Genomic DNA, 20,816 nt, shown 5'->3' on the forward strand with positions numbered 1-20,816 from the left:
ATGATAAAGCAGAAAATAAAAACAAAGTGCAGTCAGTTTTTAATGTGTTTTTTGATCCTATGGACAACTTACTCTGCGGCTGAAAATCGCGTATTTTCACTTCGCTTAAAACAGGCGCCAATGGTGGCGACACTCCAACAACTGGCTATTGAGCAAAACGCTAATTTAATGATTGATGATGAGCTAGAAGGAACACTTTCATTACAATTAGATAACGTAGATTTTGATCGATTATTGCGTTCTGTCGCAAAAATCAAAGGTCTCTCTTTTTATCAAGAAAATGGTATTTATTATTTGGGTAAACCTTCTCAACATGAACAATATGCAGAGAAAATGACAGAACCGATGGCGATTAGCGGAGAAAGTTTGCCTAGTGAAACACCACTTGTGAGTACAACGGTTAAACTGCATTTTGCCAAGGCCTCTGATGTGATGAAATCTTTAACAACTGGTAGTGGTTCTTTGCTTTCACCTAGCGGCACGATTACATTTGATGACCGAAGCAATGTATTACTGATTCAGGATGATGCACGTTCTGTCAAAAATATCAAAAAGTTAATCGCAGAGTTGGATAAACCCATTGAGCAAATCGTGATTGAGGCACGTATTGTGACGATTACTGATGAAAGCCTAAAAGAATTAGGTGTGCGTTGGGGCATTTTTAATCCTACTGAGGCAGCCCATCGAGTGGGTGGCAGTTTAGATGCGAATGGGTTTAGCAATATCAGTAATAATTTAAATGTGAATTTTGCGACAACGGTCACGCCAGCTGGCTCATTAGCTCTTCAAGTAGCTAAAATTAATGGTCGATTATTAGACCTAGAATTGACCGCACTTGAACGTGAAAATAACGTAGAAATTATTGCAAGCCCTCGCTTACTTACTACCAACAAGAAAAGCGCAAGCATCAAACAAGGGACAGAAATTCCTTATGTGGTGACAAATGGGAAAAATGACACTCAATCAGTGGAATTTCGAGAAGCGGTGTTGGGATTAGAAGTGACACCACATATTTCGAAGGATAATAATATTTTATTGGATTTATTAGTGAGTCAAAATTCTCCAGGGAATCGAGTGGCTTATGGGCAAAATGAAGTGGTATCCATTGATAAACAAGAAATTAATACGCAAGTGTTTGCCAAAGATGGCGAAACAATTGTATTAGGTGGTGTATTTCACGATACGATCACGAAAGGTGTCGATAAAGTACCATTATTGGGCGATATTCCAGGTATTAAGCGCTTATTTAGTAAGGAAAGTGAACGTCATCAAAAACGCGAACTCGTCATTTTTGTGACACCTCATATTTTGAAACAGGGTGAAAGAATGGAAATGGCTAAGAAAGAAAAGCATTTTAAGCAAGTTGAAAAAGCGAAAAAATAAAGTGCGGTCAATTTCTTTTATGTTTTCCCATTTTTTTCAGTTTAGCTGTGTGTATTGCAAGCGATCTATTCATCTTGGTCGAAACGGGTTGTGTAGTCGATGTCAGAAGCAAATTAAAACTTTCCCTTATTGTGGTCGATGTGGTTCACCCTTGCAGCATTATGCAATGGGCTGTGGACATTGTTTGAAAAATGAACCTGCTTGGGATCGCATTGTGATCATTGGGCATTACCTTGAACCACTTTCTTCACTTATTCATCGTTTTAAATTCCAAAAACAGTTTTGGTTAGATCGCAGTTTATCGCGTTTGCTTTATCTTGCGGTGCGACAGGCGAGACGAACACATGGGCTCTCGCTGCCACAGGCGATTATTCCCGTACCGTTATATCATTTTCGACAATGGCAACGGGGCTATAACCAAGCTGATTTATTGGCTAATTGGTTAAGTCGCTGGTGTGATGTGCCTAACTGTCATCATGTGGTGAAACGGATTAAACATACCCATACTCAGCGAGGTTTAACGGCGAAAGATCGACGACAAAACCTTAAAAATGCTTTTACAGTGAATACCCAAAAGCCTTTTCCTTATGAACGTGTTGCGTTGGTGGATGATGTGATTACAACCGGTTCAACATTAGCAGAAATAGCTAAACAGCTTCGAAAATTAGGTGTAAAAGAAATTCAAGTATGGGGCTTAGCTCGAGCCTAAAATCTGTTAAGGATAGGATTTACCTATATCTATAAAAATAGGAATAAATGTAGAAAAAATTGCCGTATAGGAGTATCATTCTTGATATATTGCATCAAGTATTAGGACTTTATTTATGGAACAAATTTTTATTTCAGATGCTGCACAAGCACATTTTCGGAAACTTTTAGATACACAAGAAGAAGGTACAAATATTCGTATTTTTGTCGTGAATCCGGGTACGCCTGGAGCAGAATGTGGCGTGTCTTATTGTCCGCCAAATTCAGTTGAAGCGACTGATACTGAAATGAAGTATGATACGTTCTCTGCATTTGTAGATGAAATCAGCTTACCGTTTTTAGAAGATGCAGAAATTGATTACGTAACCGAAGAGCTTGGTGCTCAACTCACTTTAAAAGCACCTAACGCAAAAATGCGTAAAGTTGCAGATGATGCGCCTTTAATTGAGCGCGTAGAGTATGTGATTCAAACACAAATCAACCCACAATTAGCCAGCCATGGCGGTAAAATCACGTTAATTGAAATTACCGATGACGGTTATGCAGTTCTACAATTCGGTGGTGGCTGTAATGGTTGCTCAATGGTTGATGTCACCTTAAAAGACGGGGTAGAGAAACAATTGGTCGCACTTTTCCCAAATGAACTAAAAGGCGCACGAGATGTAACAGAACACCAACGTGGTGAACATTCTTATTACTAAGAATCGAAGATAAAAAAGGGCGAATCATTCGCCCTTTTATTTTTTAAGCCGCAGACAATTTCTGTAACAACCGATCCATCGCTCGATATCCTAGCGCTTCTGCTAAATGAGTTTGTTGTATCTCTTTTTCGCCATTTAAATCAGCAATCGTGCGTGAGACTTTTAAAATCCGATGATAGGCTCTTACTGAAAGTCCTAGCTTATTGAGTGCATTCTCAAGGAATAATGCATCTTTATCTTGTAATTTACAGTCCCGTTCAATTTCTTTGCTTGAAAGATACGCATTGATTTTACCGGCTCGAGCAAGTTGAATTTCCCTCACTTTCAACACTTTTTCTCGTACTTGCTGGCTTGTCTCGCCTCTATCTCCTGTATTCTGTAAGCTACCTTGTGGCAGAAGAGGGACTTCAATAGATAAATCAAAACGATCTAAAAATGGCCCCGAAAGTCGGTTTAAATAACGCATCACTTGTTGTGGTGAGGTTCGGTTATGTGTTCCAGTATAATGACCCGTTGGACTTGGATTCATCGCGGCAACGAGTTGAAAGCGAGCGGGGAACTGGATTTTCGCATTGGCACGCGAAATAATAATTTCTCCACTTTCTAATGGCTGGCGAAGCGCATCAAGCACTTTACGCTCAAACTCAGGCAATTCATCAAGAAAAAGTACGCCGTTATGTGCGAGCGATATTTCGCCTGGTTTTGGAATGGTTCCTCCTCCTACTAAGGCAGGTAATGAGGCACTATGATGTGGCGCTCGAAACGGACGTTGTTTCCAGTTATGAAAATTTAATTCATTTTGTACTAAACTCGTAACCGAAGCGGTTTCAATCGCTTCTAAATCCGTCATTTCAGGGAGCAATGCAGTGAGACGACTTGCTAACATGGTTTTACCTGTCCCAGGTGGCCCTAAAAAGAGCAGGTTGTGTTGGCCTGCGGCAGCTATCATTAGTGCTCGTTTAGCGTGTTGCTGACCAATAATATCGGTCAAATCTAAATGATTTTTAGCTGAAAATCCGACCGCACTTTCTTGTGCGAGTAATGAGGCCAAAGGTAATTTTTCTTGATTATTTAAGAATTGTACGACTTCCAAAAGGTTTTTAGCAAAATAAGTCTCTTGTTCTGAAACAAGCGAGGCCTCATTGGCATTTTGATAAGCGATAATGGGGGCGCGTTTCGCTTTTTGTGCAGCTAAAATGGCGGGAATCACGCCGTGTACGCCACGTAATTCACCCGTTAATGCGAGCTCGCCAACGAATTCAAACTGTTTTAAACGGCTACCGTCGAGTTGATCTGATGCAGCTAAAATACCGATTGCAATAGGTAAATCAAATCGTCCCCCTTCTTTGGGTAAATCGGCCGGTGCAAGGTTGACGGTGATGCGTTTAGCAGGATATTTGAACTGGGCATTCATTAATGCACTTCTGACACGATCTTGCGCTTCTTTTACGGTTTTTTCGGGTAGACCAACTAAGGTAAATCCAGGCTTTCCGTTACTTAAGTGTACCTCAATGGTAACAAGAGGGGCTTGTACGCCCATTGAGGCACGGCTATAAACAATGGCAAGAGACATTCAGATTCCTTAAAGTGCGGTCAAAAATAATCAGATTTTCGCACTATAAAAAAAGCACAGAATGAAATCATGCATCCTATGCTTTTTTTGCGATCTTGATCGCAGAAATGACTTTTTCTTGATAAAAAACTACGAAAAAAGTGGCGAAAACCAACTATCTAACTTGGCAGCCAAATTATCAATGCCAATTTTATTTTGTGCAGAAAAGGCTTCGACTTGAATATCACCTTGGAAGGGTAAAATGGCTTCACGTACCATTTTGACCTGTTTGCTACGCGCACTTTGACTAAGTTTATCCGCTTTAGTTAAAAGCAGCATAACTGGTAAATCAGCAGAAACTGCCCATTCGATCATTTGTTGGTCGAGATCTTTTAATGGATGACGAATATCCATTAAAACAACAAGTCCGCCTAAACATTCGCGTTTTTGCAAATATTCTCCGAGGGATTTTTGCCATTCAATTTTCATTTTCTCAGGAACGGCAGCATAACCATAGCCAGGTAAGTCTACCAGTTTACAATTCGGCTCTACTTCAAAAAGGTTGATGAGCTGTGTACGACCAGGTGTTTTGGACGTTCTGGCTAAGCTTTTTTGATTGGTTAACGCATTAAGTGCGGTTGATTTTCCTGCATTTGAGCGTCCTGCAAAAGCAATTTCAATTCCAGTATCTTCTGGGATGGAACGAATATTTGGGGCGCTCGTAAGAAAATGCGTTTTATGATAATTCAGTTTAATTTCAGACATAATGGTTCCTTTCATCAATTGATCCTAGCATATCACAAATAGAAAAATTGCTGAAATTATGAGAGAATGCGCGCTTTGTGTGATTTAAAGCCTCTTTAATTATATTAATAACTATGGAATCTCAAGAGAATCAATATCGCTGGCCAAAAGCGGAAGCCGTTTATCCCGATAGACCTGGGCGTTCTTATACGCTTAAGCGCCTACGTTATCGTCTTCGTGCTTTTTTACACCGTGGATTAATTGCTCAATTTGAGCAATTTATTAACCAGCATCCTTTTCTTGTGACGTTATTAAATGAACATGCAGATTATAGCTATCCGTTAGTTTATCGTTTTTTAGATAAACGTTTTAACAGTAAACAGCGTTTCCAAGCTATCTGCGATAATCTACTTTTTTTACCTAAAAAATTGAGCGCACTTTCAGCACCTATTTATAAAACGTCATTAAGTTTTGGTGAAGTGATTCCTGATTTTGAAATGATATTGTCGATGACCACACACCAACCAATGGAAGGCTATTGGGTATTGGAGTTATGGCATAAACCACGTAATGAATTAGTGTATTTGCTTACTTTTGCCAAACTTGACGAGTCATTGCTTATTTCTGTGGTGCAGGGGCCCAATTTTGAGGGTTCTAAAGAGATGGTGAAGCAACTCACAAAAACTTGTCATGGTTTACGTCCTGCTTATTTGATGGTGGAAACGATGAAAGTATTGACGAAAGCGTTGGGTTTTAAGACGTTATTGGGCATTCCACAAAAATATCAAAATAAATCGCGTTTTATTCAAAGTTCTCATTATGTTGTAGATTATGATGCGATTTTTGCTGAATCAGGTGGACAGTTGAAAGATTATTGGGAATTGTCTTTAGAAATAGATAGAAACCTTGATGATGTGCCGAGTAAAAAGCGATCCATGTATCGCAAGCGTTATGCGATGTTAGATGATTTAGCTAAAGTAATCGAAGAAACGTTAGGATTGTAAAAGTAAAAAGTGCGGTGAATTTTGACCGCACTTTTTGTTTTATAAGACTTTCAAACAAGCCACAAAATGGCTGTTGTTTTGGCTGGTGAAAGGTGGTTTTTGTTTCGCACAATTTTCATCAGCTTTCAGGCAGCGAGTTCGGAACACGCAACCAGACGGTGGATTAATTGGCGAAGGCAGCTCACCTTCAAGTAATTCGATGGACTTATTGCGTTCCAATTTTGGATCGGGAATTGGAACTGCAGACATTAAGGCTTTGGTATAAGGATGTTTGGTATTGTTATATACCTCCTCATCACTGCCTAATTCCATGGCATTGCCTAAATACATCACTAACACGCGGTCAGAAATGTGTTTTACCACCGCCAAATCATGAGCGATGAAAATTAAGGAAAGCCCCATTTCTTTTTGCAGGGATTTCAATAAATTCACCACTTGAGCCTGAATTGACACATCCAGAGCAGAAACAGGCTCATCACAAATGATCATTTTCGGCTCAATGATTAACGCGCGAGCGATACCGATACGCTGACATTGGCCACCAGAAAACTCATGCGGATAGCGGTTAATCAAGTTGGGTAAAAGCCCAACTTTCAACATCATAGCTTGCACTTTTTCTTTCACTTCAGCGGTGCTTAAGTGCGGTTGGTAGATCTTTAATGGTTCAGCAATGATTTCACCAATATTCATTCGTGGATTGAGAGAGGCGAGAGGGTCTTGGAAAATCATTTGAATATCTTTACGCGTTTCTTTCCATTGTTTCGCTGATTGTTTTCGCAAATTTTTGCCAAGCCACAAGATTTCCCCTTCACTCGCTTCGACTAAACCGATAATAGCGCGTGCAAGAGTTGATTTACCGCAACCTGATTCACCCACTACACCGAGAGTTTCACCTGCGTAAAGTTTAAAAGACACATCCTTCACCGCTTTTAAGGTTTGCGGTTTGGCGAAGAAAAGGGATTTATCATTTTTAATTTTAAAACTAACGCCTAAGTGATTGACTTCAAGGAGTAATTCTTTGTTATTTGAAACTGTCATAGGGTAAATTTCTCCACGGGTAACCAACAATTGCGTAATTGACCTTCATTAAATGCGGCCAGTTTTGGCGCAGTTTGGCATTGTTCTGTTGCAAATTGGCAACGGGGCGAGAATGGGCAACCTTTTGGCAAATGTAATAGATTCGGCGGATTGCCTGGAATGGTGACCAAGTGTTCTTCATTGCCATCTAAGCGAGGAATCGCATCCATTAAGCCAATAGAATAAGGATGAGTTGGATGATAGAAAATTTGCTCTGCTGTGCCGTATTCCATGGTTCGTCCGGCATACATCACCATCACTTGATCGCAAATACCCGCCACGACACCAAGATCATGGGTAATCATAATAATCGCGGTATTAAACTCACGTTTTAACTCATTTAACAAAGTCATGATTTGCGCTTGAACAGTCACATCCAAAGCGGTTGTTGGTTCATCGGCAATAAGTAGTTTTGGACGGCATAATAAAGCCATCGCAATCATCACCCGTTGACGCATACCACCTGAAAACTCGTGTGGATACATGCCCATGCGTTTTTTAGCTTCTGGCATTTTTACCGCATCCAGCATTTTCACGGATTCAGCAAAGGCGGTTTGTTTATCATAGCCTTTGTGCAACTGCAGGACTTCCATGAGCTGTTCACCGATTTTCATGTAAGGGTTGAGAGACGTCATCGGATCTTGGAAAATCATGGAAATTTGCTCGGCACGGATTTTATTCAATTCAGCCTTCGGTAAATTAACCAATTCTTTACCTTCAAAGATGGCGGAACCTTCCACTGTACCATTGGCCGCCAATAAGCCCATTAAAGCAAAGGCAGTTTGTGATTTGCCTGAACCACTTTCACCCACGATGCCTAGCGTGCTTCCCGCATTAAGCGTGAAGTTTAAATCATTCACTGCAGTGACGGTACCATCGGGTGTTTTGAAGCGAACGTAGAGATTTTTTACATCTAATAAAGGATTCATGATTCGCTCCTATCTATCTTTTGGATCGAGCGCATCACGCAACCCGTCACCGATAAAGTTAAAACAAAACAGTGTGAGACAAAGGAAAAATGCCGGGAAAATTAATAGCCAAGGCGAGACTTCCATTTGTGCTGCTCCATCACTTAATAGTGCACCCCAGCTACTCATCGGCTCTTGTGTTCCTAAGCCTAAGAAACTTAAGAATGATTCGAAAAGAATAAGTCCAGGTACTTCAAGTGAGGCATATACTGCTACTAAGCCCAATACATTTGGAATAATATGTTTGAAAATGATTTGGCGACGTGACACGCCACAAACGATGGCGGCTTCGACGAATTCTTTATTTTTCAAACTAAGGGTTTGACCACGTACGATACGTGCAAGACCAAGCCAAGCAATGGCACCAATTGCGATAAAAATTAAGAAAATGTTTTGGCCAAAAAGGGTCACTAATAAAATGACGAAGAACATAAATGGAAATGAGCTAAGAATTTCCAAAAAGCGCATCATCAACATATCCGTTTTACCACCTACATAGCCGGAAATCGCACCATAAATTGTGCCGATAGTGACGGAAATGAAAGCACCCGCGATACCGACCAATAATGAAATCCGTCCACCGATAGCGGTACGCACCAGTAAGTCTCGACCAGAAGCATCCGTACCGAAGAAGTGATAGCCTTCCATTGTTGGTGGAGAGCTCATCATATTCCAATCGGTATCTTCATAGGTAAAGGGGAAGAACCAAGGTGCTACGGTAATAAATACAATAATAAACGCTAAAATAATCAGACTGGCAACGGCCGCTTTGTTGCGGAAAAAACGGCGTTTCGCATCTTGCCAGAGACTGCGGCCTTCCAGTTGCATTTCTTCAATACGGTCAGCTACTTGTTCCACAAAATCCGCATTTTTCTGATTAATCGGCTGAGTACGATAATCTGTCATAATTTATCCTTAATAACGAATTTTTGGATCGATGATGGCGTATAAAATATCCACAATCGCATTAAATAAAATGGTTAATGTGCCCACTAAAATAGTAAGACTTAAAACTAAAGAATAATCGCGGTTTAATGCACCGTTTACAAATAATAAGCCCATGCCAGGCAAACCAAATACACTTTCGATAACCATTGAGCCAGTAATAATCCCTACGAAAGCCGGGCCTAAATAGGTAATCACGGGTAAAAGAGCAGGACGTAAAGCATGTTTTAAAATGATTCTTGAGGTTGAAAGTCCTTTTGCTTTAGCGGTACGAATAAAGTTGGAATGCAGTACTTCAATCATGGATCCGCGCATGATACGTGCAATCCCTGCAACATAAGCGATAGTTAATGAGGCAACGGGTAAAATAATGTACATTGCTGAACCGCCATTCCAACCGCCAGCAGGTAACCAACCTAAATAAATGGCGAAAATCAGCACTAAGACTGGTGCGAAGACGAAGCTTGGCATAATGACGCCAAGCATTGAGAAACTCATCAAAATATAATCCCAACGGCTATTTTGATTGAGCGCGGCAAGCGTACCCGCTGTGACACCTAATACCACTGCAAAGGCGAAAGCGACCATCCCTAATTTTAAGGAAACAGGGAAGGCTGATGCGATTAAATCATTGACCGATTGATCTTTATATTTAAAAGAGGGACCAAAATCGCCTTTGGAAAGATTTTCCAAATAAAGAAAGTATTGTTTATGTAATGGTTCATTTAAATGATACTTCGCTTCGATATTTGCCATGACTTCTGGTGGATAAGCACGTTCTGATGTGAACGGGCTACCAGGGGCGAGACGCATCAGAAAGAAGGAAAAAGTAATCAAAATAAACAGCGTTGGTAAGGCTTCCAACAGCCGTTTAAAAATAAATTTGAGCATAATAACTCCAACCAAAATGGGCGAAAAGTGCGGTCAAAAAACACGATAATTTTTAACCGCACTTAAATACGAGCAACGAATTAATGTTTAATAATATAAAGGTTGCGTAAGTAAATGTGATCTTGTGGATCTTTGCCTGAATAGCCTTTTACATAAGGTTTCACTAAGCGTGGATTCACATAGTTAAAGATTGGCACGATACCGAAATCTTTTGCAAGAATTTCTTCGGCTTTCGCGTAGGCTTTTGCACGACCTTCCGCATCCGTTGCGACATAAGATTCAGCAATGGCTTTATCATATTCTGGGTTCGCATATTTTGCGGTGTTGTTACTCGAATTAGATAAGAAATAGTTGCCGAATGTTGTGGCTTGGTTGTAATCCGCATTCCATCCTGCACGTGCTGCATCGTAACGGCCTGCACGACGGCTATCAATGTAGGTTTTCCACTCTTGGTTTTCTAATTTCACATCAATTAAACCTTTGGTGTTGGCTTTCCACATAGATGCTGCGGCAATGGCCACCTTTTTGTGGTTTTCATTGGTGTTGTAAAGAATGCTGAATTTCAACGGATTTGCTTTGCTGTAGCCAGCTTCTTCTAAGAGTTTAATGGCTTCTTCATTACGCTGCGCCATTGGTTCTTTTGAATAAGCAGGTTGTTGAATGAGCTGACCTTCTTCGATGTAAGTCGGCGTAAATACATAGGTTGGTGTTTGACCTTGACCTAAAACTTTATCGGTGATCACATTACGGTCAAGGGATAAGTTCAAGGCTTTACGAACATTCACGTTATCAAAAGGCGCTTTCTTATTGTTTAACTCGTAAGAATAGGTCGCAAGCGTACGTGTCGTGAATACTTCACCAGGCAATTCTTTTTGTAATTTCGCAAATTGTTCTGGTGGTAAGGCGTAGCTTGTCATATCTAAATCACCTGCTCGATAACGCGCTACATCAGTACTTGGGTTTTCAATCGCAAGGAATGTTGCACTGTTAATGACAGTCTCTTTATCGTTCCAATAGAGTGGGTTACGTTCAAATTCGATTTTTTCATTAATAATGTGGTTAGCCAGTTTATAGGCACCATTACCCACGTAGTTTTCTTTTTTCACCCATGCGTCACCCAATTTTTCGACCACTTTTTGTGGTAATGGCAATAAGGATTGGTGAGTTGTTAAACTGACTGCATAAGGCACAGGATTGGTTGCATGAACCACAAAGGTGTAATCATCTTTTGCTTCAACACCTAATTCAGCCGGTTTTTTCTTACCGTCAATGATGTCTTGTGCATTTTCTACTTGTAAATAACTTAAGTAACTTGCATAAGGCGCTGCAGTTGCAGGATCCACTAAACGACGCCAAGCAAACACGAAATCGTGCGCGGTAACAGGATCACCATTTGACCATTTGGCATCTTTACGTAAATGGAATGTCCACGTTTTGAAGTCCGGCGTGTTTTCCCAGCTTTCAGCTACACCCGGTTGAAGTTTACCTTCAGAGTCTGAGGTGACGAGACCTTCAAGTAATTGATAAGCAACGTTAGATTCAGGTACACCTTCAGTTTTTTGTGGGTCAAAACTTTGTGGTTCAGCCCCGTTATTGATCACGATATGTTGTTTTTCATCTAATTGCGTTCCCTCAGGTACTATAACGGCTTGAGCAGAATAGGAAAGAGTAAGAGCAATTGCAGAGAAAAGTAGTTTGTGTTGCATTTGAGCCTCCTTGTCATTAGGCGATATTTTTATAAAGAGTCCTTCTCTTATTAGCTCAAAAATTCATGTTTGTAAAGATTTGTAAGGTAATTATTTAAAGAAAAATAACGTTTTGTGATTTGTATCTAATAAATCGCGAAAAAATTGCTAAAAGTGATGGTATGAGAGGATAAATTTAGAATGCATTGGTTTTCCCTATCGTAAATATTTTCCTGGACGAATTACCTTTTTAAAGCTAATTATGCTATCGTAAGACAGTCGAATTCAAACAAATCCATTCAAGGAGAATATAATGACAACTCAGTTAGATTCACTTCGTAGTATGACCGTCGTCGTGGCTGATACGGGCGATATTGATGCTATTAAAAAATACCAACCGCAAGATGCAACAACAAACCCATCTTTAATTTTAAGTGCTTCAGCATTACCACAATATGCACCATTAATTGATGAAGCGATTGCTTATGCCAAAGCGCAAAGTGCAGATAAAGCGCAACAATTAATTGATGCTGAAGATAAATTAGCGGTAAACATCGGTTTAGAAATTTTAAAAATTGTTCCAGGACGTATTTCAACAGAAGTAGATGCTCGCCTTTCTTACGATACTCAAGCAACCGTTGAAAAAGCACGTAAACTTATCGCACTTTATAATGCGGCAGGCATTTCAAATGATCGTATATTGATCAAAATTGCGTCAACATGGCAAGGTATTCGTGCAGCAGAAATTCTTGAAAAAGAAGGTATTAACTGTAACTTAACCTTATTATTCTCCGAAGCCCAAGCACGTGCGTGTGCTGAAGCTGGTGTTTACTTAATTTCGCCATTCGTCGGTCGTATCTTAGACTGGTACAAAGCAAATACTGATAAAAAAGAATATGCACCAGCAGAAGACCCAGGTGTCATTTCTGTAACCAAAATTTATAACTATTACAAAGAATACGGTTATAAAACCGTGGTAATGGGTGCAAGTTTCCGTAATGTCGGTGAAATTATTGAATTAGCAGGTTGTGATCGTTTAACTATCGCTCCCGCTTTACTTAAAGAATTACAAGAAAATTCAACCGCACTTGTACGTAAACTAGATTACAAAGGTGAAGTAAAAGCGAAACATCAACCATTAACTGAAGCAGAATTCTACTGGCAACATAACAGCGATGCGATGGCTGTTGAGAAATTAGCAGAGGGGATTCGCAAATTTGCAGTTGACCAAGAGAAATTAGAAGCAATGCTTTCAGCAAAACTTTAATTTAAAAAAACATGAAAGTGCGGTTAGAAATAACCGCATTTTTTATTCTTACCATAAAATGTTCTAACTCTTAATAATTAGTTCTTGACTAACTCACCAAAGTCATTGAGAATTCAAGACAAGTTTTGCTAAAGCAAAATGGGAACCGCGACTTTTGATACAAAGTGCGGTCATTTTTTCTTTTTTCGGAGCAAATATATGTCAGGTATTTTTGAACAAACTCCTGCTAATCGTCGTCGTTATGGCGTAGCGATTTTTGTTGGTATTATTGCAGGTTTAATTTCTGCATTCGTAAAATGGGGTGCTGAGCATCCATTCCCACCGCGTAGTCCAATCGATTTCTTCGCAGCAGCATGTAAAGTAGACATCACAGGTTTAAGTCAAGATCAAATTCTTCAAGTCTGTTCACGTGCGTTTTTAAACCCACCACACGTATTCTTACGTGATTATTTAGGTATTGACCCAACTCAAGCAGCATTCACTTTTGCAGATCATGGTTTTGACTGGATTGGCGTGACTCACATTACTTTCTCATTAGTATTTGCTATTGCTTACTGTTTAGTGGCAGAACGTTTCCCTAAAATCAAATTCTGGCAAGGTATTGGTGCAGGTTTAATCGCAGATATTTGTGTTCACTACATCACTTTTCCAGCATTAGGTTTAACACCACCTGTTGCAGAATGGCCGTTATATGAACATATTTCTGAATTAGTGGGACACATTTTCTGGTTCTGGACAATTGAGATTATTCGTCGTGATTTACGTAACCGTATTACTCGCGAGCCAGATGCAGAAATTCCATTAAAAAATGCAACTGAATAATTAATCTATATTGCAAAGAATGCCACCGAAAGGTGGCATTTTTGTTTATGTCGGGAACAAAAGTCATTTTTGGAAAACTAAAAAGCACTATGATTAAAAATAGCTAACAGAAAAGTTATCTCTAGGTTTTAATAAATTTTTTGTAGTTATCTTTCAAGTTGGTTAGAATAAAGACAATTTTTTGTAATAGGAAAGTGGAATGAAAAAAGCACCTTTACTTGCGGTAGGCTTAATGGCAACGGCTGTTTTAACAGGTTGTGCAACTAAAGCTGATGGTGAACGCAATGATAAATTAGAAGGTTTTAACCGTACGATGTTTGATTTTAACTATAAAGTCATGGATCGTTATGTGTTGGAACCTGCAGCAAAAGGCTGGCGTGATTACGTGCCGACACCGGTCACAAAAGGTTTATCCAATGTAGCAAACAACTTGGATGAGCCAGTGAGCTTTGTAAACCGTTTATTAGAAGGTGAGCCGAAAAAAGCCTTTGTTCACTTCAACCGTTTTTGGATTAACTCAACCTTTGGTATTGGTGGCTTATTTGACTTTGCAAGTGCAAGTAAAGAATTACAGGTTTATGATCAACGTAGCTTTGGTGAAACATTGGGCACCTACGGTGTAGATGCGGGAGCCTATATTGTATTGCCTATCTATAATGCGACGACACCTCGTCAATTAACGGGGGCAGTAGTTGATGCAGCTTATACCTATCCGTTCTGGAATTGGGTAGGTGGCCCGTGGTCACTTGTGAAATACGGTGTGCAAGCGGTAGATAAACGCTCGAAAACATTGTACCAAACCGAGTTGCTAAATCAAGCACAAGATCCTTATGTCACCTTCCGCGAAGCTTATTATCAGAATTTAGAATTTAAAGTAAATGATGGTAAAGTGAAAGAAGGTTCACAGAAAGAGCTCTCTGATGATGTATTAAAAGAGATTGATTAAGAATACTCATATAAGTGATTAAGACGCTTATATGTTAGGATAGTAAGCGTGTTTATACGTCAAGATTAAAGGAGAATATCATGACTAAAATCATTCATACAGAAAAAGCCCCTGCCGCAATCGGCCCTTATGTTCAAGCGGTAGATTTAGGTAATTTAGTTTTAACATCTGGACAAATTCCCGTTAATCCGGCGAATGGTGAAGTGCCGAAAGATATTGTGGCTCAAGCGCGTCAATCTTTAGAGAATGTGAAAGCGATTATTGAACAAGCGGGTTTGACCGTGGGTGATATTGTGAAAACCACGGTGTTTGTGAAAGATCTTAATGATTTTGCAGCAGTAAATGCAGAGTACGAGAAATTCTTCAAAGAAAATAATCATCCGAATTTCCCTGCGCGTTCTTGTGTAGAAGTAGCTCGATTACCAAAAGATGTAGGTGTGGAAATCGAAGCAATTGCTGTAAGAAAATAATCGAAAAGTGCGGTTAAAATCTGCAGATTTTTTCTACAATAGACTTTACAAGAGCGAGATTAATCACTATAATCTCGCTCCTAAATTACGCTTAGCGTAAAATTTCTGGTTGGTGCTTGACCTATTCAAGCCCCGTCCAAGACCGTAGGGAATGGTTAGCAATAATCGTCTTAATAATCCTACGTAGATGGTGAACAGAATAAGAATATTTCTTGCTTCTGGGCACCGAAGTCGTCCTAGTCTGAAAGATAACTCTTTCGATGAGGTAAATTAATTCCGAGAAATCGGAGTGTATTCAGGAGCTAAAAGCCAATGGCATTAAATCTTCAAGACAAACAAGCAATTGTTGCCGAAGTAAATGAAGCAGCCAAAGGTGCACTTTCAGCAGTAATCGCGGACTCTCGTGGTGTAACTGTTGATAAAATGACTGAATTACGTAAAGCAGCTCGTGAAGCTGGTGTAACAATGCGCGTTGTTCGTAATACTTTATTACGTCGTGCGGTTGAAGGCACTGATTTCGAATGCTTACAAGATACGTTTGTAGGTCCAACACTTATCGCATTCTCTAATGAACACCCAGGTGCAGCAGCACGTTTGTTCAAAGATTTTGCTAAAGCCAACGATAAGTTTGAAATTAAAGGTGCAGCCTTTGAAGGTAAGATCCAAGATGTTGAATTCTTAGCAACATTACCAACTTACGAAGAAGCAATTGCACGTTTAATGGGCACAATGAAAGAAGCTGCGGCAGGCAAACTTGTTCGCACTTTTGCGGCATTACGCGACAAATTACAAGAAGCAGCTTAATCATTAAGCGTTTCTTACTTCATTTAACTTTATTAATTTTAGGAATTGATTGTTATGTCATTAACTAACGAACAAATCATTGAAGCGATCGCTTCTAAATCTGTAACTGAAATCGTTGAATTAATCGCAGCGATGGAAGAAAAATTCGGCGTTTCTGCAGCAGCAGTAGCAGCAGCTCCAGCAGCTGGCGGCGCAGCAGCAGCGGCAGAAGAAAAAACTGAATTCGACGTAGTTCTTGCTGAAGCTGGTGCTAACAAAGTAGCAGTTATCAAAGCAGTACGTGGTGCAACTGGTTTAGGCTTAAAAGAAGCTAAAGACTTAGTTGAATCTGCTCCAGCTAACTTAAAAGAAGGCGTTTCTAAAGAAGAAGCTGAAGCACTTAAGAAAGAATTAGAAGAAGCTGGTGCAAAAGTAGAAATCAAATAATTTTTGATTCACTTATGTCCTGTTTCTCAGGCTTAATGGCTGGTGGTTTACCATCAGCCATTTTGTGCTATCAAAAACAGCACAAAAAACAGATAGGCATTTTCCGTTTAATGGTATCTGTTTCCACTTAAATTAATCAGACGTTTTAATTTAAGTAGCCCACTACAGAAGTAAGGTTCAGAGTGCGGTATCCGAAACGGCGTCAATCTCCGATATAAATAAAAACGTCAATTAATTTGACCGCACTTTTTTTATATCAACTCGGTCTCACTAAAATTTACAGAGGAAAACCAATAATGGGTTACTCCTATACTGAGAAAAAACGAATTCGTAAAGACTTCGGCAAACGTCCGCAAGTTTTAAATGTACCTTATTTATTAACTATCCAATTAGATTCTTTTGATAAATTCATTCAAAAAGATCCTGAAGGTCAACAAGGCTTAGAAGCTGCATTCCGTTCTGTTTTCCCTATCGTAAGCAATAACGGTTATACAGAATTACAATATGTTGATTACCGTTTAGAAGAACCAGAATTTGATGTACGTGAATGTCAAATTCGTGGTTCAACTTATGCAGCAGGCTTACGCGTAAAATTACGTTTAGTTAGCTACGATAAAGAATCTTCATCACGCGCAGTCAAAGACATTAAAGAAAGCGAAGTATATATGGGTGAAATCCCATTAATGACTGACAACGGTACTTTTGTTATCAATGGTACTGAGCGTGTTATCGTTTCACAATTACACCGTAGCCCGGGCGTATTCTTTGATTCTGACAAAGGTAAAACACACTCTTCAGGTAAAGTGCTTTATAACGCACGTATTATTCCTTACCGTGGTTCTTGGTTAGATTTCGAATTTGATCCAAAAGATAACTTATATGCGCGTATTGACCGTCGTCGTAAATTACCGGCAACCATTATTTTACGTGCGTTAGGTTACACCGTTGAAGAAATCTTAAACTTATTCTTCGACAAAGTAACTTTCGAGATCGCTGGCAATAAATTGCTCATGACATTAGTGCCAGAACGTTTACGTGGTGAAACGGCGACGTTTGATATCGAAGTAAATGGTAAAGTCTATGTAGAACGCGGTCGTCGTATCACTGCTCGTCACATCAAAGCATTAGAAAAAGATAATGTGACACAAGTTGAAGTGCCAACTGAATATATCGCAGGCAAAGTGGCAGCGAAAGATTACGTTGATCTTGAATCAGGTGAAATTATTTGCCCAGCAAATGGCGAGATTTCTTTAGAATTGTTAGCGAAATTATCGCAAGCAGGCTATAAAGTGATCGAAACATTATTCACTAATGACTTAGATTACGGTCCGTATATTTCTGAAACATTACGTGTTGATCCAACTTACGATCGTGTAAGTGCATTATATGAAATCTATCGTATGATGCGTCCAGGTGAACCACCTACACCAGAATCTTCAGAAGCGTTATTCCATAATTTATTCTTCTCTGCAGAACGTTATGATTTATCTGCAGTAGGTCGTATGAAGTTTAATCGCTCATTAGGTATTCCTGAAGGCGAGGGCACAGGTATTTTAAGTAACGACGATATTATTCGTGTGATGAAAAAACTCATCGATATCCGTAATGGTCGTGGTGAAGTGGATGATATCGACCACTTGGGTAACCGTCGTATTCGTTCTGTGGGTGAAATGGCAGAAAACCAATTCCGTATTGGTTTAGTTCGTGTAGAAAGAGCAGTTAAAGAGCGTTTATCTTTAGGCGATTTAGATGCGATCACACCACAAGACTTAATTAATCCAAAACCAATTTCTGCGGCAGTGAAAGAATTCTTTGGTTCTTCACAACTTTCGCAATTTATGGATCAAAACAACCCATTATCAGAAGTAACACACAAACGTCGTATTTCTGCATTAGGTCCAGGCGGTTTAACACGTGAGCGTGCTGGCTTTGAGGTGCGTGACGTACATAACACTCACTATGGTCGTCTATGTCCAATTGAAACCCCTGAAGGTCCAAACATCGGTTTGATCAACTCACTTTCTGCGTTTGCTCGTACGAACGATTACGGTTTCTTAGAAACCCCATATCGTAAAGTGGTTGATGGTCAAGTAACTGAAGAAATCGAATATTTATCTGCAATTGATGAAGCAAACTACATCATTGCACAGGCGAACTCAAACCTTGATGAGAACAACCGTTTTACAGATGCATTCGTTACTGCGCGTGGTGAACGTGGTGAATCTGGTCTTTATAAACCAGAAGAAATTCATTATATGGACGTTTCAACCCAACAAGTGGTATCTGTGGCAGCTGCGTTAATTCCATTCTTAGAGCATGATGATGCGAACCGTGCCTTAATGGGTGCGAACATGCAACGTCAAGCGGTTCCTACTTTACGTGCTGATAAGCCGTTAGTGGGTACAGGTATGGAAAAACCAATCGCACTTGACTCAGGTGTGGCGGTTGTCGCGAAACGTGGTGGTACAGTTCAATATGTTGATGCTTCTCGTATCGTTATCAAAGTAAATGAAGACGAAACCGTAGCAGGCGAAGCGGGTATCGATATTTATAACTTAATTAAATACACCCGTTCTAACCAAAATACGTGTATCAACCAAATTCCTTGTGTGAATTTAGGTGATCCAATTAACCGTGGTGAAGTGTTAGCAGATGGTCCTTCAACAGACTTAGGTGAATTAGCATTAGGTCAAAATATCCGTGTGGCCTTCATGCCTTGGAATGGTTATAACTTCGAAGACTCAATGTTAGTTTCTGAGCGTGTTGTACAACAAGATCGCTTCACGACAATTCACATTCAAGAATTATCTTGTGTGGCGCGTGATACTAAATTAGGTTCTGAAGAAATCACTGCGGATATTCCAAACGTGGGTGAATCTGCATTAAGCAAATTGGATGAATCAGGTATCGTTTATGTGGGTGCTGAAGTGAAAGGTGGCGACATCTTAGTTGGTAAAGTTACCCCTAAAGGCGAAACGCAATTAACACCAGAAGAAAAATTGTTACGTGCAATCTTCGGTGAAAAAGCATCTGATGTGAAAGACTCGTCATTACGTGTACCAAATAGCGTAAGCGGTACTGTAATTGACGTTCAAGTCTTCACCCGTGATGGCGTAGAAAAAGACAAACGTGCATTAGAAATTGAAGAAATGCAGTTAAAACAAGCTAAGAAAGACCTTTCTGATGAATTAGAAATCTTAGAAGCTGGCTTGTTTGCTCGTGTGCGTAATCTACTTATCGCTGGCGGTATTGATGCGGCTCAATTAGATAAAATGGATCGCACAAAATGGTTAGAACAAACCATTTCAGATGAAGAAAAACAAAACCAATTAGAACAGCTTGCTGAGCAATATGAAGAATTACGTAAAGAGTTTGAACACAAACTTGAAGTAAAACGTAAGAAAATCATTAAAGGTGATGACCTCGCACCAGGCGTGTTAAAAGTGGTTAAAGTTTACCTAGCGGTGAAACGTCACATCCAACCGGGTGATAAAATGGCGGGGCGTCACGGTAACAAAGGTGTTATCTCAAAAATCAACCCTGTGGAAGATATGCCATACGATGAAAACGGTCAACCGGTTGAAATCGTATTGAACCCACTGGGTGTACCATCTCGTATGAACATCGGTCAGATCTTAGAGACCCACTTAGGCTTAGCTGCTAAAGGTATCGGTGATCAAATCAATGCGATGATCAAACAAAAACAAGATGTTGAGAAGCTTCGTGGCTATATGCAAAAAGCATACGATTTAGGTCATGGCGCACAAAAAGTGGATTTAAGCACCTTTAGTGATGACGAAATCATGCGTTTAGCAGAAAACCTACGTAAAGGTTTACCGGTAGCAACACCAGTGTTTGATGGTGCTGATGAGCAAGAAATCAAAGAAATGTTGAAACTTGGTGGCTTACCAACTTCAGGTCAGATCACGTTATACGATGGCCGTACTGGTGAGAAATTCGAGCGTCCAGTAACCGTAGGTTATATGTACATGCTCAAATTGAACCACTTAGTTGATGACAAAATGCATGCTCGTTCAACAGGTTCTTATAGTCTTGTTACTCAACAACCACTTGGTGGTAAAGCACAATTCGGTGGTCAACGTTTCGGTGAGATGGAGGTATGGGCACTTGAAGCATACGGTGCGGCTTACACCTTACAAGAAATGTTAACTGTGAAATCCGATGACGTGAACGGTCGTACGAAGATGTATAAAAACATCGTCAGCGGCAACCAACAAATGGATCCGGGTACACCGGAATCTTTCAACGTAATTATGAAAGAAATCCGTTCACTTGGTTTGAATATCGAGCTAGACGAAGAGTAATCGACAAACCGGTCTTCCCCTGTTCGGCAGGGGAAGCAAAAGGAAGAAATCGCCGAAGTGCGGTTAAAAAACAAAATATTTTTGACCGCACTTTGAAA

18 protein-coding genes are annotated in these 20,816 nt (G+C 39.9%); 11 read left to right on the forward strand and 7 right to left on the reverse strand.

The annotated features are described in order from the left end of the window. The 3 genes from HMPREF3020_RS06920 to nfuA all read left to right on the forward strand — a co-directional run bounded on the left by HMPREF3020_RS06920 (nt 1) and on the right by nfuA (nt 2,792). Complete coding sequence (locus HMPREF3020_RS06920) at nt 1-1,383, forward strand: type IV pilus secretin PilQ (RefSeq protein ID WP_049385074.1); 1,383 nt, start codon at nt 1-3, stop codon at nt 1,381-1,383. Nucleotides 1,384-1,402: 19 nt separating this feature from the next. Further along, the gene (locus HMPREF3020_RS06925) at nt 1,403-2,092 is read left to right on the forward strand and encodes a ComF family protein (RefSeq protein ID WP_070592520.1); all 690 of its coding nucleotides are present in this window, start codon (nt 1,403-1,405) and stop codon (nt 2,090-2,092) included. 115 nt (nt 2,093-2,207) lie between these two features. Then, nucleotides 2,208-2,792 (forward strand): Fe-S biogenesis protein NfuA, encoded by a 585-nt coding sequence (gene nfuA, locus HMPREF3020_RS06930; protein WP_014064659.1) that lies wholly within the window; start codon nt 2,208-2,210, stop codon nt 2,790-2,792. Nucleotides 2,793-2,835: 43 nt separating this feature from the next. On the opposite strand, the gene HMPREF3020_RS06935 is transcribed toward nfuA, so the two are convergent. Both HMPREF3020_RS06935 and yihA read right to left on the reverse strand, forming a co-directional pair. Beyond that, entirely contained in the window at nt 2,836-4,365 is a 1,530-nt protein-coding gene (locus HMPREF3020_RS06935) for a YifB family Mg chelatase-like AAA ATPase (RefSeq protein ID WP_070776023.1), read from the reverse strand. 129 nt (nt 4,366-4,494) lie between these two features. After that, the gene (gene yihA / locus HMPREF3020_RS06940) at nt 4,495-5,109 is read right to left on the reverse strand and encodes a ribosome biogenesis GTP-binding protein YihA/YsxC (protein WP_070776024.1); all 615 of its coding nucleotides are present in this window, start codon (nt 5,107-5,109) and stop codon (nt 4,495-4,497) included. Between the two features lie 113 nt (nt 5,110-5,222). Between yihA and HMPREF3020_RS06945 the strand changes: the two genes are divergently transcribed. Further along, nucleotides 5,223-6,092 (forward strand): VirK/YbjX family protein, encoded by an 870-nt coding sequence (locus HMPREF3020_RS06945; RefSeq protein WP_070776025.1) that lies wholly within the window; start codon nt 5,223-5,225, stop codon nt 6,090-6,092. Between the two features lie 39 nt (nt 6,093-6,131). Here HMPREF3020_RS06945 and oppF read toward each other — a convergent pair whose 3' ends face one another. The 5 genes from oppF to HMPREF3020_RS06970 all read right to left on the reverse strand — a co-directional run bounded on the left by oppF (nt 6,132) and on the right by HMPREF3020_RS06970 (nt 11,679). Then, complete coding sequence (oppF, locus tag HMPREF3020_RS06950) at nt 6,132-7,130, reverse strand: murein tripeptide/oligopeptide ABC transporter ATP binding protein OppF (RefSeq protein WP_070776026.1); 999 nt, start codon at nt 7,128-7,130, stop codon at nt 6,132-6,134. Next, entirely contained in the window at nt 7,127-8,098 is a 972-nt protein-coding gene (locus HMPREF3020_RS06955) for an ABC transporter ATP-binding protein (protein ID WP_070776027.1), read from the reverse strand. The genes oppF and HMPREF3020_RS06955 overlap by 4 nt, the downstream gene beginning before the upstream one ends. Nucleotides 8,099-8,107: 9 nt before the next feature. Further along, nucleotides 8,108-9,043, reverse strand: a complete 936-nt coding sequence (gene oppC, locus HMPREF3020_RS06960; protein WP_049385064.1) for an oligopeptide ABC transporter permease OppC — start codon at nt 9,041-9,043, stop codon at nt 8,108-8,110. 9 nt (nt 9,044-9,052) lie between these two features. Then, the gene (oppB, locus tag HMPREF3020_RS06965; protein ID WP_005700169.1) at nt 9,053-9,973 is read right to left on the reverse strand and encodes an oligopeptide ABC transporter permease OppB; all 921 of its coding nucleotides are present in this window, start codon (nt 9,971-9,973) and stop codon (nt 9,053-9,055) included. An 80-nt stretch (nt 9,974-10,053) separates the two neighbouring features. After that, the gene (locus HMPREF3020_RS06970; RefSeq protein WP_070776028.1) at nt 10,054-11,679 is read right to left on the reverse strand and encodes an ABC transporter substrate-binding protein; all 1,626 of its coding nucleotides are present in this window, start codon (nt 11,677-11,679) and stop codon (nt 10,054-10,056) included. Nucleotides 11,680-11,971: 292 nt separating this feature from the next. Here HMPREF3020_RS06970 and tal point away from each other — a divergent pair, with 292 nt between their 5' ends. The 7 genes from tal (at nt 11,972) to rpoB (ending at nt 20,718) form a co-directional block, all read left to right on the forward strand. Continuing rightward, nucleotides 11,972-12,925, forward strand: a complete 954-nt coding sequence (gene tal, locus HMPREF3020_RS06975) for a transaldolase (protein WP_049385060.1) — start codon at nt 11,972-11,974, stop codon at nt 12,923-12,925. Nucleotides 12,926-13,123: 198 nt separating this feature from the next. Then, nucleotides 13,124-13,747: a YagU family protein gene (locus HMPREF3020_RS06980; RefSeq protein ID WP_005700166.1), complete on the forward strand. Its 624-nt coding sequence runs from the start codon at nt 13,124-13,126 to the stop codon at nt 13,745-13,747. A 199-nt stretch (nt 13,748-13,946) separates the two neighbouring features. Then, a complete protein-coding gene (locus HMPREF3020_RS06985; RefSeq protein WP_070776029.1) occupies nt 13,947-14,693 on the forward strand; it encodes an MlaA family lipoprotein in 747 nt (248 codons plus the stop codon). Nucleotides 14,694-14,773: 80 nt separating this feature from the next. Beyond that, on the forward strand, nt 14,774-15,163 hold the full coding sequence (locus tag HMPREF3020_RS06990; RefSeq protein WP_054420364.1) for a RidA family protein: 390 nt from the start codon (nt 14,774-14,776) through the stop codon (nt 15,161-15,163). A 312-nt stretch (nt 15,164-15,475) separates the two neighbouring features. Beyond that, entirely contained in the window at nt 15,476-15,967 is a 492-nt protein-coding gene (gene rplJ / locus HMPREF3020_RS06995) for a 50S ribosomal protein L10 (protein ID WP_005694693.1), read from the forward strand. A gap of 54 nt (nt 15,968-16,021) precedes the next feature. Beyond that, the gene (gene rplL, locus HMPREF3020_RS07000; protein WP_005697375.1) at nt 16,022-16,393 is read left to right on the forward strand and encodes a 50S ribosomal protein L7/L12; all 372 of its coding nucleotides are present in this window, start codon (nt 16,022-16,024) and stop codon (nt 16,391-16,393) included. 296 nt (nt 16,394-16,689) lie between these two features. Next, a complete protein-coding gene (rpoB, locus tag HMPREF3020_RS07005; protein WP_049367554.1) occupies nt 16,690-20,718 on the forward strand; it encodes a DNA-directed RNA polymerase subunit beta in 4,029 nt (1,342 codons plus the stop codon). The last annotated feature ends 98 nt before the right edge of the window (nt 20,719-20,816 follow it).

This window comes from Haemophilus sp. HMSC068C11, from assembly GCF_001815355.1.
Lineage (GTDB): Bacteria > Pseudomonadota > Gammaproteobacteria > Enterobacterales > Pasteurellaceae > Haemophilus_D.